Genomic DNA, 13,687 nt, shown 5'->3' with positions numbered 1-13,687 from the left:
AAGATGTTAAAACGACCTGCACTGATACTTTGCTCCGTGTTACTGATCCAGGGCTGCGCAGCCGCGGTTGTGGCCGGTACCGCTGGCGCTGTCACGTCAGCCAATGACAGACGAACACTGGGCTCACAAATTGATGATAACAATATCGAGATCAAAGGAACCCTGGCACTTAAGCGCATTCCGGCACTGGCTAACCACGCTAATATTAGCCTGGTGAGTGTCAACGGCCACGTACTGATGGTGGGCCAGGTGAGCACCACAGAAATGAAACAGCAAGCTCACAGCACCCTGCAAGGTGTTCAGGGCATTAAGCAGATTTACAATCAGCTGCGGATCGGCAGCAACATTGGTATCACCACTCAGACAAATGACAGCTGGTTAACCACTAAGGTAAAAACTAAGTTGATTGCCGACGATCACATAGATGGCAGCAATATTAAGGTAGTTACTGAAAACAGCGAAGTCTTTCTGATGGGCCTGGTCAATCAAACAGAAGCCGAACGGGCCGTTGATATTGCACGCAATGTGCACGGGGTACAGAAAGTCGTGAAGGCTTTTGAAATCTTATAGGAAATAAATAATAAAAAACCTGCCCTATGGCAGGTTTTTTTATGTTTTGACGTGCTACTTTATCACTCTCAGATGCGAGGTTTTCTTCGCCTTTTCAGGCGTTTCTTTATCGGTTGAAGTGGCTTCAACTGACTCCTCACGCTCTTCTGCTTGAGTCTGATCATCATCTTCAGAGAGCATGTCATCCTGTGGATGCTCCGGCTCAGAGAATATCGTACCTTCGCCATTCTCACGCGCATAAATTGCCAGCACAGCACCAATTGGTACATAAACCTGCATGGGCTGACCAGAGAAACGCGCGTTGAAGCTCAGTGCGTCATTGTCCATTAAAAAGTTAGCAGCTGCTGAAGGGCTAACATTCAGCACTATCTGCCCCTGCTGAACAAACTGACGTGGTACCTCAACCGCCGGAAACTCAGCATCAACCACAATATGGGGTGTACACTGGTTATCGACAATCCAGTCGTAGAAAGCACGTAATAGGTAGGGGCGATTTGAAGTCATTAGCTGCGGATCTCACGCTCAGCTTCAGTTAATGAAGCCTGGAATGAATCGCGCTCAAATAAACGCAGCATGTACTCTTTCAGCTCTTTTGCACCAGCACCCGACAGGTCAATGCCAAGCTGTGGCAAACGCCATAATAGAGGTGCCAGGTAACAATCAACCAGGCTGAACTCTTCACTCATGAAGTAAGGTGCTTCACTGAAGATAGGTGCGATCGCAAGTAACGCCTCTGTCAGCTCTTTGCGCGCCTGTTCAGCATCTGCGCCACCTTGCGCAATCTTTTCTGCAAGGCTATACCAGTCTGTTTCGATACGGTGCATCATTAGACGGCTACGACCACGCATAACAGGGTAGACAGGCATTAATGGAGGATGAGGGAAACGCTCATCTAGGTATTCCATTATGATATTTGCCTGATACAGGCCTAATTCTCTGTCGATCAGAGTGGGAACTGTACCATAAGGGTTAATCTCATGTAGTGCCTCTGGCAAGTTGTCCTTTTCGGCCAGATGAATATCGACACTTACCCCTTTCTCGGCCAATACGATACGAACCTGATGGCTGTACATACAGTTTGCACCGGAGAAAAGAGTCATAACAGGGCGCTTATTGGCAGCAACGGCCATGCCTACCTCCATAAATTAATGACAAAGTAATAAAATCACTTTAATACCAATTTTATGTAATAAAATCGATAAAAACAGCAATAGGGGCTTAAGCCCCTATTGCATCAATTGCTGGTAAATGTCCAGATTAATGGACATCTCTCCAGTATTCTTTCTTCAGCAGGAATGCCAGAATGAAGAAGATAACCAGGAAGCCAAGTACTTTAATACCCATTGCTTCTGATTGAAGGCGTGAAGGCTCACCAACATAGGCCATGAAGTTAGTCAGGTCACGAACGGCCTGATCATATTCATCTGAGCTTAGCTCACCTGAACCATCTGTTGAGATGCTTTTCACTTTCTGAACGACTACGCCGTTCTCTTCTACTTCTTCAAATTCCGCAGTAGGCACACCTTGTAACTCTTGCAGTACGTGTGGCATACCAACCAGTGGGAACACTGAGTTGTTCACACCAAACGGACGGCTTTCGTCAACGTAGAATGACTTCAGATAAGTATAGATCCAGTCAGCACCACGTACACGAGCAACCAAAGTTAGATCTGGTGGCGCAGCACCAAACCATTTTGCCGCGTCATCTGTATCCATGGCATTCAGAATGTGACCACCCACTTTCGAACCATCAAAAATTAGGGTCTCTTTACCAATATCAACCGGGATACCGATGTCACGGAAAGTACGCTCATAACGCTGATACTGCATCTGGTGACAACCCAGGCAGTAGTTCATGAACAACTTAGCACCGCGTTGCAAAGACGCATTATCAGTCAGGTCATGGTTCGACTCCAGTAAAGGAACCGACGGACCGGCTGCCATTGCAAAGGTAGGCAGCAATGCGAATAAACCAATTAGTAGCTTTTTCATCATTTCGTCAACCTCGTAGGCAATGGCTTAGTAGTTTCATTCTTCGAGTACACAAACAGCAGTACGAAGAACATGAAGTAAGTTACGGTACAAATTTGCGACAGAATCGTTGAAGTCACTGTCTGCGGTGTTGCACCAGCCCAACCCAGGATGAAGAAGGTAACAACGAACTGAGCAATGTTCAGCTTGTGGATACCACTACGGTAGCGGATTGAACGAACCTTACCACGGTCTAACCAAGGCAGTAATGCCAGCATCACGATAGATACACCCATCGCAATAACACCCAGCAGCTTATCAGGGATTGCACGCAGGATGGCGTAGAAAGGCGTGAAGTACCAAACTGGGAAAATATGCTCTGGTGTTTTCAGCGGGTTAGCCGCTTCAAAGTTAGGCGCTTCTAAGAAGAAACCGTTCATTTCTGGCATGAAGAATACCACCCAGCAGAACAGAATTAAGAAACCAGCCACACCCAGAATATCTTTAACGGTGTAATACGGGTGGAAAGGGATCGCATCAACGATGTCTTTCTTACTTGTATAGTACTCGTGGAACTTGAATTTAGGCTTGTCTTCTTCAGCAACCGTGCCTTTTTTACGCTTGATGTCGATACCGTCAGGGTTATTTGAACCCACTTCGTGTAGCGCAACAATGTGCAGGAATACCAGGATAACCAGTACCAGAGGCAGTGCAATCACGTGCAATGCAAAGAAACGGTTCAGGGTAGCACCTGAGATTACGTAGTCACCACGGATCCACAACGTCAGGTCATCACCAATAACCGGGATTGCACCAAACAGTGAAATAATTACCTGAGCACCCCAGAATGACATCTGGCCCCAAGGTAACAGGTAACCCATGAATGCTTCAGCCATCAACGCCAGGAAGATAAGCATACCGAAGACCCACAGCAACTCACGCGGCTTCTGATAAGAGCCGTAGATCATACCACGGAACATGTGCAAATAGACAACGACGAAGAATGCCGACGCCCCTGTCGAGTGCAAGTAACGAAGTAACCAACCGTACTCTACATCACGCATGATGTATTCAATTGAAGCAAACGCGCCTTCGCCTGAAGGAACATAGTTCATAGTCAACCAGATACCCGTCAGGATCTGGTTTACCAGTACCAGGATAGCCAGTGAGCCAAACAAATACCAGAAGTTAAAGTTCTTAGGTGCTGGGTATTGCGCGATATGCATATTCCAGACACGGGTCATTGGAATACGATCGTCAATCCAGTTCATCACAGCGCCGATTGCGCCTGGCTTATCAACCTTCGCAGTCATTATGCAACCCCTTCTTCTTCACCTACCAAAATGGTAGTGTCGTCAATAAAGGTATAAGGTGGGATCTCCAGGTTCAGAGGAGCTGGTACAGCCTGGAATACCCGGCCGGCCATATCAAACTTAGAACCGTGACAAGGACAGAAGAAGCCGTGCTCCGTTCCTTCAACCTTCTCACCAAAACCACCATTGAGGAACGACGGAGAACAACCTAAGTGAGTACAAATACCGACTGCGACAAAAATCTCAGGGCGCTTAGAACGATGAGGGTTTTTGGCAGAGTCGAGCTGTTGTGGCTCTTCTGAGTTAGGATCACGAAGGTTTCCTTCGTGTTTTTTCATTTCATCCAACATCGTAGGCGTACGATACACAACCCATACAGGTTTGCCTCGCCACTCAACACGAATCAATTGTCCAGGCTCAAGCTTGCTGATATCTACTTCTACAGGCGCACCTGCAGATTTAGCTCGCTCACTCGGATTCCAAGACGCAATAAAAGGAACAGCAGCTCCAACCGCACCAACGCCACCTACGACAGAGGTAGCGATAGTTAAGAAGCGACGTCGGCTGTTGTCTACAGGCGCATTGCTCATCCACTTATCTCCACTATGAATCTCAACACTTGCTATATTGAGAACATCAGTTACAGCAGGTTAATTTTAAGAAACTACAAAATAGACGCGATCATAAATAAATCCCTTGATTAAAACAAGGTTATTCCAGCACCATGCCCGAATAAACCCACGAATATTAGGGGATTGGTTACTTCGAGCATGAAGCCGATTTACTATGGTAAAACGTCATACGCGACCTTTCACTGACTAAGATCAAGCTCAGCAGGCGAGCTATCAAAATTTAACCAGTGTTTTCGCGACTCATTACTTGCCCCGCAATTGTAGCAAAAAAATGCGCTGAGATATCGTCCGAACTCGACTAATTATTATAATTATTGAACTTTTTTGACCATAAATTTGGCCGAAGGATTAAACGTGGCATTGAGAAGGAAAATGGACAGCAAAAATTGCGCAGATTTATGACTGCAAAAAACAAAAAACCCAGCACGAGGCTGGGTTTTTGCAATTCTGAAACGTAATAAATTAACGTTTTGAGAACTGAGTCTTCTTACGTGCTTTCTTAAGACCAACTTTCTTACGCTCAACTTGACGAGCATCGCGAGTAACAAAGCCAGCTTTACGTAGAGAAGGACGTAGTGACTCGTCAAACTCCATTAGTGCACGAGTGATACCGTGACGGATAGCACCAGCTTGACCAGTTGAACCACCACCTGCAACAGTGATGTATAGATCAAACTTTTCTGTCATTTCAACTAGCTCTAGAGGCTGACGAACAACCATGCGAGAAGTTTCACGACCGAAGTACTCTTCGATAGAACGCTGATTAATTACGATGTTGCCAGTGCCTGGGCGTAGGAATACGCGAGCACTTGAACTTTTACGACGACCTGTACCGTAGTATTGATTTGCCATGAGTAGTGCTCCTTAAATGTCTAGAACCTGAGGCTGTTGAGCCGCGTGGTTATGCTCGTTACCAGCGTAAACTTTCAGTTTACGGAACATTTCACGACCCAGAGGACCGCGAGGTAACATGCCTTTAACTGCTTTTTCGATGATCATTTCAGGCTTTTTAGCTTGAAGCTTTTCGAAGTTTACAGATTTAAGGCCACCTGGGTAACCAGAGTGTGCATAGTACATTTTGTCCTGAGCTTTGTTACCAGTTACAGTAACTTTCTCAGCGTTGATAACGATGATGTAATCACCAGTGTCAACATGTGGAGTGTACTCAGCTTTATGCTTACCGCGTAGGCGAGAAGCGATTTCAGTAGCAATGCGACCTAAAGTTTTACCTTCAGCGTCAACTACGTACCAGTCACGTTTTACAGTTTCTGGCTTAGCAACAAACGTTTTCATTATTAAAAATCCAAAGTTTTCAGTTAAAACCACAGGTAGTCCGAATGACTACCGCTCTACTTTTTGGTGCTTTAACCCCTTCGAGTTTAAGACTTTTTTGCCGCTCAAGTCAGTGGCTAAGCCGACGAGGGCAATAGTAACGCAACGTGGCAGGCCGCGGATTATAGCAAGGGTTTTGCCACGATGCTAGGGGATGGCTGTTTTTTCCACAAAAAACATGCCATTCTCTGAAATGAGTGTGAACCTCACAGTATTAGGGACTTAAGCAAGGTGCTCGCGGGCGAGATACTCCAGTGATTGCATTTCCTGTAAACGACTGATGCAACGCTTAAACTCAAAGTTCAGTGTACCCTCGGTGTAAAGTTCCGTGATGGGCGCCTCAGCAGAAATAATCAGCGTCACGTTGCGCTCATAGAATTCATCCACCAGCGCAATAAAACGTCTTGCCGCATCATCGTTGTTCTGCCCCATCTGTTTAACATCAGACAAGATAACGGTGTTATACAGGCGACTGATCTCCATATAATCCACCTGAGAGCGCGCCGTTTCGCACAGCGCACTAAAATCGAACATCACAATGCAATCAGACACTTTACGGGTCTGGATCAGACGCCCTTCAATCTCAATCGGCTCGTCCAGTTTGCCTGGTTCAGGCGACAGTTTATCGAAGTACTCAAACAGGTTATCGTCGGCTTCTTTGCCCAGCGGACTATGAAATATCTCGGCTTGCTCTAGGGTCCGTAAGCGGTAATCGATCCCCGAATCCACATTGACCACTTCCGTATTTTCATTCACCAGCGCAATTGCAGGTAAAAAGCGTGCGCGTTGCAAGCCATTACGGTACAGCTCATCAGGAATGATATTGGACGTCGCAACCAGCACAATACCACGTTCAAACAGCGCTTCCATTAAGCCACCGAGCAACATGGCATCGGTGATATCCTGAACAAAGAACTCATCGAAACAGATGATATCCGTTTCGGCTTTAAAAATGTCTGCCACTACTTCCAGTGGGTTTTTCACTTCTTTCAGTTTTTTGAGCTCATCATGAACGCGATGCATAAAGCGGTGAAAGTGGACCCGCATTTTGCGCTCAGTCGGTAAAGCCTCATAAAACGTATCAACCAGATAGGTTTTTCCACGCCCTACGCCGCCCCAGAAATACAACCCTTTGACTTTGGGCTGTTGTGTCTTTTTCAGTCCAAACAGGCTGCCCAGCAGGCTTTTTTTGACCGGCACCTGATTGACCAGATCATCATAAAGTCTTTGCAGGTGTCGGACGGCATTTTCCTGCGCGCTGTCGTGGTGAAAATCATCACGCAGTAAGTCTTGTTGGTACTTTTCCCAGGGCGTCATCATCTTTTTTATTGTCGAAGAGCAGTTTTATTTGCCCGCTATATTAACACGCATCGAAACTCAGCGTATATTTAAGCTATCTAAGTCGATTATTTTTTTGCATTCGGTGCGCCACTTAGTCGCATCATCAACAGGAGTATTTTATGACGACAATCGCCTGGTTCGGGATCCTTGTACTCGTTGCAGTGGCCGCATTTATTGCCGGTACGCAATTGACTAAAAAACGCTTTAAGCATGATGAGCTGGAGCAAAAAGCGCAAGAAGCGCAGCATGCACTGGAACAGTATCGCCAGGATGTCAGCGATCATCTTGCAGACAGCAAAAAGCTGATGGCCAAACTGGAGGAAAACTACACCCTTTTGAACCGTCACTTTGAAGACGGCAAACAGCTCCTTAGCCAGGAAAAATCAACACCAAGCGAGCCTTTCTTCTCAAAAGAGACCACTGAGCAATTACACGCATCATTACACATGCGAGGTGAGAAACGTCGTGCCAATGAGCAAACACACGATGCCCCACCCAGTGATTATGTCGAAGGAGAAAGCGGCCTGTTCAAAGGAGAAGGGTCACAAAATGAGCAATTAAAAGCCTCTTGATGAACTTTTTTTTGACCCCATAGTCAGTAGAAATAGCAATTGAATAATGGGAGATGCGCAAATGCGCGTCGCCCAACGGACTAACGCTGTTTCCAGGAGAATTCCACGACTATGAAACTGAAATTATCATTACTTACCGCAGCGCTACTTTCTTCAAGCTTATTTTTATTACCAGAAACCGGTCATGCGCGCCTGCCGGTCGCTGTTGATGGCCAACAGCTGCCAACGCTGGCTCCGATGCTGGAAAAGGTCACCCCTGGGGTGGTCAGCATCCAGGTCTCTGGTGCCAAAGAAGTACGCCGACGCGTTGATCCATTTGATTTCTTTTTTGGTAACCCTGCCCCGCGCTCTCAAAAACGCCCCTTCAGTGGTCTGGGCTCCGGCGTCATCATAGATGCAGATGAAGGGTATGTGGTTACCAATAACCACGTTATCGACGAAGCAGACAATATCGTGGTCACCCTCAAAGATGGCCGGGAGTTTAAAGCTGAGCTGGTCGGTACAGACAAAGAATCAGATATTGCACTATTACAAATTGAAGGTGAAGATCTCACCGAAGTGAAGCTGGCAGACTCCGACAAACTCAGAGTCGGTGACTTCTCAGTGGCTATCGGTAACCCGTTTGGCCTCAGCCACACTGTGACCTCAGGCATCGTCAGTGCCCTGGGACGCAGTGGACTGAACATCGAAGGGTACGAAGACTTTATTCAGACCGATGCCGCCATTAACCAGGGTAACTCAGGTGGTGCACTGGTTAATTTACGAGGTGAACTTATCGGTATTAATACCGCGATCCTGGGTGCCTCAGGCGGGAATGTCGGCATCGGCTTTGCCATCCCCTCAAATATGATGAAAAACCTGGTCGACCAAATTATTGAATATGGTCAGGTACGTCGCGGCTCGCTTGGGATCCGAGGCCGTACACTGGACGCAGGCCTGGCCAAAGCACAGGGCTTTGATGTCAAACAAGGTGCCTTTGTTCAGGAGGTTGTTAAAGACTCTGCCGCAGATGAAGCCGGTATTAAAGCCAATGACGTGATCATCGCCCTTAATGGCGACAAGATTGAGAGCTTTGAAGAGCTGCGCGGTAAGATTGCGACCCTCGGCGAAGGTAAAAAAGTCAAGATTGACGTCTATCGTGATGGTGATACCCGGACGCTTAAGGTTGAATTAAAAGGTCAGAGTGAACAACGCGCCGAAGCCGACCGTATTCACCCGAGCCTACAAGGCGCCGTGCTGGAAAGCGGTGAGCGCAACGGCAATCAGGGCATCGTCGTTGTTTCGGTTGAAGAGCGCTCACCTGCCGCCAGAGTGGGACTGCAAGAAGGCGATGTCATTATGCAGGTCAACCGTCAACGTGTAGCCTCAGTGCGGGACATGAAACGCCTGATAGACGACATTCAGGGCAATATTGTACTGGGCATTAAACGTGGGCGCGATTCAGTATTTTACCTTATTCAGTAATGTGCTGACGCCAACCCATTCACCATAGTTACGAAAACACAGCGACACTTGTCGCTGTGTTTTTATTTGTTCACCGCTCTAAACAAGTCACATTAAACGAGCAAGAAGCACAACGAGCGCCCTGTGAAATTTTCTACTCTTTTGTTCTGATAAGTAATTTTTTATAGATTGGATGATCGGCTTAGCGCTCCAATCAGCTATGTGTTAATGCAGATTGCTGTTAATTATGCCATTATTACCCTCTACACAGATAACTAGATAAAAAATAACCGTGTTCAAATTACTCAAGCTTATTCTGCCTCCAGTCTTTGTCGGATTAGGTCTGGCATTGATTATCATCTGGTTCACGCCCGACTTGCGCCAAAATGCCCTGCGCCTTGACCTCAACGGCCATTACACAGCGCAGCACATGAGCTTTGCATCCGGTGTGAATCGCGCAGCCCCGGCCGTGGTATCGATTTTTTCTGAGAGCTTCAGTAACCAACCGAGATTCAAACGACAAAATACCGTCCAGGAACTCGGCTCTGGTGTGATCATGAGCCGTGAAGGCTATATCCTGACTAACTATCACGTTGTTAATAACGCCGATCAGATCATAGTGCTGCTGCCGGATGGCCGCTTATTCAACGAGGTGCAACTGGTGGGGTATGACACCATTACGGATCTCGCGCTGTTAAAAATCAAGGCAGAGCACTTGCCCGTTATCCCGGTTGACGATGCTTTCACCCCGCAAGTCGGAGATGTCGTGCTGGCCATAGGTAATCCGTTAAACCTGGGACAAACCATCACTCAGGGGATCATCAGTGCCACCGGCAAGCAAACCCTCACAGACAGCCAGTACAACAGCCTGCTGCAAATGGATGCAGCGGTAAACATGGGTAACTCAGGTGGCGCGCTGGTCAATTCCAATGGCGATCTGGTCGGGATCACATCTGCACAATTCAGAGCCCGATACAATATCGATATCCAGGGCATTTCGTTTGCCGTACCTTACTCACTGGCCAAGGATGTGATGGCTAAACTGATCAAAGATGGCCGGGTGATCCGTGGCTACCTCGGCTTCAGAGGCACACCAGTCGACAATACAGGTCAGGAGGTAACGAATGTCTACACCACTATTGTGGGTTTACGGATCAGCGACTTGGACCCGCTGGGCCCAGCCTGGCAAGCCGGTATGAAAGAAAATGACATAGTCACAAAAGTGGCAGGTGAGCCCGTTAAAAACCCGCAGCAGACTTTGCGTAAGATAGGCAACACAGCACCGGGCACACAACTGGAATTTGAAGTGTATCGGGGCAATCGTCACCTCACCTTCATGGTGGAAGTAGCTGAACTGGAAACCCCAATTTATTAGTCCTTAAACCAATTTTAAGGCAACAAAAAAGCGAGCATTGCTCGCTTTTTTTAGCATACCTGTTCAGCCTAATTATGGCGTCGCTTTATCTTAGCACCCAGTTGACTGAGTTTATCCTCAATGCGTTGATAACCGCGGTCAACATGATAAATACGGTCAACCACTGTTTCACCTTCGGCCACGATCCCGGTTAAGATCAAACTGGCCGACGCCCGCAGATCAGTCGCCATCACCTGTGCACCAGACAGAAACGCGGTCTCACCACAATACGCAGTATTACCTTCAAGGCGAATATTTGCCCCCATACGTTGCAGTTCAGGGACATGCATAAAGCGATTTTCAAAGATGGTTTCAGTGATGGTTGCACTGCCATTTGCGACCACATTCAGCGCGGTAAACTGCGCCTGCATATCGGTTGGAAAACCCGGGTGTGGCATCGTTTTGATATTCACCCCCTGCAATTCGCGGCCACGCATGCTGACAAAAATGCTGTCTTGCGATACTTCAACCAGAGCATTCGCATCACGCAGTTTATCCAGCACAGGTTCCAGGCTGTGGTAGTCGGTGTTTTTGCACAGCACTTCACCCTGACTCATCGCTGCTGCTACCAAAAAGGTGCCAGTCTCGATCCTGTCCGGGAGGATTTTGTGTTCACACCCTTGCAGGGCTTCTACCCCTTCGACTTCGATACGACTCGTACCGGCCCCGGATATCTTGGCCCCCATAGCAACCAGGCATTCAGCCAAATTGACAATTTCAGGCTCGCGCGCGGCGTTTTCCAGCACCGTTTTGCCCTCGGCCAGTGTTGCCGCCATTAAGAGGTTTTCAGTCGCACCAACTGACACAGTTTCCATGAAGACTTCAGCACCATGCAAACGCTCACCTTGTGCGATGTGCGCATTGATATAACCATTCTCAACACGAATGGTCGCGCCCATTTTTTCCAGCCCGGCAATGTGCAAATCCACAGGTCGTGCCCCAATGGCACAACCGCCCGGCAATGACACCTGCGCTTTACCAAATCGTGCAAGAAGTGGCCCTAGCGCCAGCACGGATGCCCGCATCTGCTTAACGAGTTCATAAGGTGCCAGTACTTTATCGACCTGAGCACCATCAATTTCCAACAACTGACCGCGCCAGTTCACCTCAGCCCCTAAAGTGCGCAGTAAGGCTTCTGTAGTCCCTATATCCCTAAGTCTGGGTACATTACTGAATGTGCTTTTTCCATCGGCTAGAATCGCCGCAAACAGAATTGGCAGGGCTGCATTTTTAGCCCCGGAAATAGTGACTTCACCGTTTAAAGTGGTGCCACCTTGGATAACAAACTGATCCATTGTGGCTCCAGATTATTGAGGTAAGATAAATTTGCGCTCGCGTTGCCACTCAGTTGGCGTAAAGGCTTTGATGCTGACGGCATGAATAGTGCCATCTTTGATCACTTCCATCAGAGGGGCGTAGACCATTTGTTCACGCTTAACCCGGCGCAAATCTTCAAAGCAGCCGCCAACCGCGATCACTTCATAATGACTGCCTTCTGATTTAACTTTGACTTCGTCAAGTTCCAGCGCTTCTTGTAGTAAAGCTTCGACTTGGTTTGTTTCCATTGGACTCACTCAAATAGGTTGCTGACCTGTCCCAGCGCCATCAGATTTTGTAGCTGGTCAGGCACGTTTTTTAACTCAAGACGTACGTCTTGCTGTTTTAATTTGCCTAAAGAGTGAATTAACCAAGCTAAGCCCGCGGTGTCAACCCTGGATACCTCAGAAAGGTCAAAATACAGGACTGACTGCGCATTTTCTAACAACTGGTTAAGAAGCGATTCATTTGTCAGGCTATCTCGCGTGAGTTCACCGACCACCGCGACTGTGTCAGCCGCGGGTTTATTAAATTGCAAATTAGGCATTGCCGTCGTCACCTCGAAACTGCACAGGCAGTTTGCTTTTCTTGTCCAGTAACTCAATCACACGCTCAATGCCCTGCTGGCGCAAAATGCCATGCAGTTCAGATTGCTTTGCGTCAAGCAGGCTGATCCCTTCTGCCATCATGTCAAAGGCACGCCACTCGCCATTACTGTCGCGACGCACTTTGAAATCAATTTTAATGTCCGGTTTACCCGCTTCAATTATCTTGGTTTTAACTATGGCGATTTTATCACCATCAGCATCACGAGCCGGTTCAAACTCAACCTTCTGATCTGTGTACTGAGTAAACACCCCTGCATAAGTCGCAACCAGATAAGACTTAAACACGTCGATAAACGTACGGATGTGCTCGATTGCCTGACGTTTCTCTTCTTTGTCCTCAATGTTACGGACTTTCTGGATGTGGCTGCCCAGTACGCGATAAGCGGCATATTTGTAGTCGATATAAGGCAGTAGCTCTTCTTCCACAATCACGCGCAGGTGTTCTTTGTCCTGCTCAATCTTATTCTGATCTTTGGTCACGCGTTTAAAGGTATTGTCTGCAACTTGTTGCACCATAGTATAAGGGTTGGTCATATCTACCTCACTGGCAGATACTGTGCTGGCAAGTCCAATTAGAAAAACACTTGCGAAGAAACCCAAAACTTTCGCCATCATGGTTATTACTCACTACTTTGATTAAACAGGAATTGGCCAATCAGTTCTTCCAGAACCAATGCCGATTTGGTGTCCGTGATCATGTCACCATCTTTCAGTGCGGCACTTTCGACGCCAAACAAATCGCCCAGGTCGAGCTCATCATTGCTTACCACTTCTTCGCCCAGGCAAGTCTGTTTGGCAGATTGAGACGCAATCACCGGAGAAATACCCAGATACTGTTCACCCAAAATGCCCGACGTCAGGATCGACACGGATGTGGTATCCGAAAACTGACATTCATAATGGCTATCAATGCTCATGTTTACGACCGGTACAAATTCTTGCGGGTGGATGCTGATCCCCTCAACGCGGCCTATCACCACGCCGCCAACTTTGATTGGCGCACGCGTTTTAAGCGAGCCGATGTTGTCAAATTTAGCCTGTAAAGTATAGGTTTCACCATTACCGCTGATCCCTGCATTGGCCACTTTTAGTGCCAGCATTACGAAGGCGGCCACACCCAAAGCCACGAACAGGCCGACCAGTATTTCTATTTTCCGTGTATTCATGTTTCTAC

At 47.5% G+C, this 13,687-nt stretch carries 17 protein-coding genes; 4 read left to right on the top strand and 13 right to left on the bottom strand.

The window, feature by feature from the left end; translation table 11 throughout:
- The first annotated feature begins 3 nt into the window (after window positions 1-3).
- The gene (gene dolP / locus PRUB_RS00545) at window positions 4-570 is read left to right on the top strand and encodes a division/outer membrane stress-associated lipid-binding lipoprotein (protein WP_010386594.1); all 567 of its coding nucleotides are present in this window, start codon (window positions 4-6) and stop codon (window positions 568-570) included.
- A 54-nt stretch (window positions 571-624) separates the two neighbouring features.
- Here dolP and PRUB_RS00540 read toward each other — a convergent pair whose 3' ends face one another.
- The 8 genes from PRUB_RS00540 to zapE all read right to left on the bottom strand — a co-directional run bounded on the left by PRUB_RS00540 (window position 625) and on the right by zapE (window position 7,135).
- Window positions 625-1,074 (bottom strand): ClpXP protease specificity-enhancing factor, encoded by a 450-nt coding sequence (locus PRUB_RS00540; RefSeq protein ID WP_010386596.1) that lies wholly within the window; start codon window positions 1,072-1,074, stop codon window positions 625-627.
- Window positions 1,074-1,700 (bottom strand): stringent starvation protein SspA, encoded by a 627-nt coding sequence (gene sspA, locus PRUB_RS00535; protein ID WP_010386598.1) that lies wholly within the window; start codon window positions 1,698-1,700, stop codon window positions 1,074-1,076. Before sspA ends, PRUB_RS00540 begins: the two co-directional genes overlap by 1 nt.
- 127 nt (window positions 1,701-1,827) lie before the next feature.
- Window positions 1,828-2,565, bottom strand: a complete 738-nt coding sequence (locus PRUB_RS00530) for a cytochrome c1 (RefSeq protein WP_040644677.1) — start codon at window positions 2,563-2,565, stop codon at window positions 1,828-1,830.
- The gene (locus tag PRUB_RS00525) at window positions 2,562-3,854 is read right to left on the bottom strand and encodes a cytochrome b (protein ID WP_010386600.1); all 1,293 of its coding nucleotides are present in this window, start codon (window positions 3,852-3,854) and stop codon (window positions 2,562-2,564) included. Before PRUB_RS00525 ends, PRUB_RS00530 begins: the two co-directional genes overlap by 4 nt.
- Window positions 3,854-4,444 carry a ubiquinol-cytochrome c reductase iron-sulfur subunit gene (gene petA, locus PRUB_RS00520; protein WP_010386601.1) on the bottom strand — a complete coding sequence of 197 codons (591 nt, stop codon included), beginning with the start codon at window positions 4,442-4,444 and terminating at the stop codon, window positions 3,854-3,856. Before petA ends, PRUB_RS00525 begins: the two co-directional genes overlap by 1 nt.
- Before the next feature lie 504 nt (window positions 4,445-4,948).
- Window positions 4,949-5,338 (bottom strand): 30S ribosomal protein S9, encoded by a 390-nt coding sequence (gene rpsI / locus PRUB_RS00515; RefSeq protein WP_010386602.1) that lies wholly within the window; start codon window positions 5,336-5,338, stop codon window positions 4,949-4,951.
- Between the two features lie 12 nt (window positions 5,339-5,350).
- On the bottom strand, window positions 5,351-5,779 hold the full coding sequence (rplM, locus tag PRUB_RS00510; RefSeq protein ID WP_010386604.1) for a 50S ribosomal protein L13: 429 nt from the start codon (window positions 5,777-5,779) through the stop codon (window positions 5,351-5,353).
- A gap of 261 nt (window positions 5,780-6,040) precedes the next feature.
- Window positions 6,041-7,135, bottom strand: a complete 1,095-nt coding sequence (gene zapE, locus PRUB_RS00505; RefSeq protein ID WP_010386605.1) for a cell division protein ZapE — start codon at window positions 7,133-7,135, stop codon at window positions 6,041-6,043.
- Window positions 7,136-7,278: 143 nt separating this feature from the next.
- Between zapE and PRUB_RS00500 the strand changes: the two genes are divergently transcribed.
- The 3 genes from PRUB_RS00500 to PRUB_RS00490 all read left to right on the top strand — a co-directional run bounded on the left by PRUB_RS00500 (window position 7,279) and on the right by PRUB_RS00490 (window position 10,549).
- The gene (locus PRUB_RS00500) at window positions 7,279-7,731 is read left to right on the top strand and encodes a Z-ring associated ZapG family protein (RefSeq protein WP_010386606.1); all 453 of its coding nucleotides are present in this window, start codon (window positions 7,279-7,281) and stop codon (window positions 7,729-7,731) included.
- A gap of 111 nt (window positions 7,732-7,842) precedes the next feature.
- Complete coding sequence (locus PRUB_RS00495) at window positions 7,843-9,195, top strand: DegQ family serine endoprotease (protein ID WP_010386607.1); 1,353 nt, start codon at window positions 7,843-7,845, stop codon at window positions 9,193-9,195.
- Window positions 9,196-9,466: 271 nt separating this feature from the next.
- On the top strand, window positions 9,467-10,549 hold the full coding sequence (locus PRUB_RS00490; RefSeq protein ID WP_021032766.1) for a trypsin-like peptidase domain-containing protein: 1,083 nt from the start codon (window positions 9,467-9,469) through the stop codon (window positions 10,547-10,549).
- Between the two features lie 68 nt (window positions 10,550-10,617).
- Here the strand turns inward: PRUB_RS00490 and murA are convergent, their stop codons facing one another.
- The 5 genes from murA to mlaD are packed head-to-tail and all read right to left on the bottom strand — an operon-like array spanning window position 10,618 to window position 13,679.
- Window positions 10,618-11,883, bottom strand: a complete 1,266-nt coding sequence (gene murA, locus PRUB_RS00485; protein ID WP_010386609.1) for a UDP-N-acetylglucosamine 1-carboxyvinyltransferase — start codon at window positions 11,881-11,883, stop codon at window positions 10,618-10,620.
- A gap of 12 nt (window positions 11,884-11,895) precedes the next feature.
- A complete protein-coding gene (locus PRUB_RS00480) occupies window positions 11,896-12,153 on the bottom strand; it encodes a BolA family protein (RefSeq protein WP_010386610.1) in 258 nt (85 codons plus the stop codon).
- A gap of 5 nt (window positions 12,154-12,158) precedes the next feature.
- On the bottom strand, window positions 12,159-12,452 hold the full coding sequence (locus tag PRUB_RS00475; RefSeq protein WP_010386611.1) for an STAS domain-containing protein: 294 nt from the start codon (window positions 12,450-12,452) through the stop codon (window positions 12,159-12,161).
- Window positions 12,445-13,128, bottom strand: coding sequence for an MlaC/ttg2D family ABC transporter substrate-binding protein (locus PRUB_RS00470; protein WP_010386612.1), 684 nt, complete (start codon window positions 13,126-13,128; stop codon window positions 12,445-12,447). Before PRUB_RS00470 ends, PRUB_RS00475 begins: the two co-directional genes overlap by 8 nt.
- Before the next feature lie 5 nt (window positions 13,129-13,133).
- Window positions 13,134-13,679: an outer membrane lipid asymmetry maintenance protein MlaD gene (gene mlaD / locus PRUB_RS00465; RefSeq protein ID WP_010386613.1), complete on the bottom strand. Its 546-nt coding sequence runs from the start codon at window positions 13,677-13,679 to the stop codon at window positions 13,134-13,136.
- Between the last annotated feature and the right edge of the window lie 8 nt (window positions 13,680-13,687).

The sequence above is a fragment of the Pseudoalteromonas rubra genome, from assembly GCF_000238295.3.
In the GTDB taxonomy this organism is placed as follows: Bacteria; Pseudomonadota; Gammaproteobacteria; order Enterobacterales; family Alteromonadaceae; genus Pseudoalteromonas; species Pseudoalteromonas rubra.
The sequence above is the reverse complement of the archived record's forward strand: the minus strand, read 5'-3'. Positions and strand labels throughout refer to the sequence as shown.

What these genes read in the sequence shown, in the direction of transcription:
- dolP (WP_010386594.1), top strand. Translation starts at nt 4, where the DNA reads ATGTTAAAACGACCTGCACTGATACTTTGCTCCGTGTTACTGATCCAG.
- PRUB_RS00540 (WP_010386596.1), bottom strand. Translation starts at nt 1,074, where the DNA reads ATGACTTCAAATCGCCCCTACCTATTACGTGCTTTCTACGACTGGATT.
- sspA (WP_010386598.1), bottom strand. Translation starts at nt 1,700, where the DNA reads ATGGCCGTTGCTGCCAATAAGCGCCCTGTTATGACTCTTTTCTCCGGT.
- PRUB_RS00530 (WP_040644677.1), bottom strand. Translation starts at nt 2,565, where the DNA reads ATGATGAAAAAGCTACTAATTGGTTTATTCGCATTGCTGCCTACCTTT.
- PRUB_RS00525 (WP_010386600.1), bottom strand. Translation starts at nt 3,854, where the DNA reads ATGACTGCGAAGGTTGATAAGCCAGGCGCAATCGGCGCTGTGATGAAC.
- petA (WP_010386601.1), bottom strand. Translation starts at nt 4,444, where the DNA reads ATGAGCAATGCGCCTGTAGACAACAGCCGACGTCGCTTCTTAACTATC.
- rpsI (WP_010386602.1), bottom strand. Translation starts at nt 5,338, where the DNA reads ATGGCAAATCAATACTACGGTACAGGTCGTCGTAAAAGTTCAAGTGCT.
- rplM (WP_010386604.1), bottom strand. Translation starts at nt 5,779, where the DNA reads ATGAAAACGTTTGTTGCTAAGCCAGAAACTGTAAAACGTGACTGGTAC.
- zapE (WP_010386605.1), bottom strand. Translation starts at nt 7,135, where the DNA reads ATGACGCCCTGGGAAAAGTACCAACAAGACTTACTGCGTGATGATTTT.
- PRUB_RS00500 (WP_010386606.1), top strand. Translation starts at nt 7,279, where the DNA reads ATGACGACAATCGCCTGGTTCGGGATCCTTGTACTCGTTGCAGTGGCC.
- PRUB_RS00495 (WP_010386607.1), top strand. Translation starts at nt 7,843, where the DNA reads ATGAAACTGAAATTATCATTACTTACCGCAGCGCTACTTTCTTCAAGC.
- murA (WP_010386609.1), bottom strand. Translation starts at nt 11,883, where the DNA reads ATGGATCAGTTTGTTATCCAAGGTGGCACCACTTTAAACGGTGAAGTC.
- PRUB_RS00480 (WP_010386610.1), bottom strand. Translation starts at nt 12,153, where the DNA reads ATGGAAACAAACCAAGTCGAAGCTTTACTACAAGAAGCGCTGGAACTT.
- PRUB_RS00475 (WP_010386611.1), bottom strand. Translation starts at nt 12,452, where the DNA reads ATGCCTAATTTGCAATTTAATAAACCCGCGGCTGACACAGTCGCGGTG.
- PRUB_RS00470 (WP_010386612.1), bottom strand. Translation starts at nt 13,128, where the DNA reads ATGATGGCGAAAGTTTTGGGTTTCTTCGCAAGTGTTTTTCTAATTGGA.
- mlaD (WP_010386613.1), bottom strand. Translation starts at nt 13,679, where the DNA reads ATGAATACACGGAAAATAGAAATACTGGTCGGCCTGTTCGTGGCTTTG.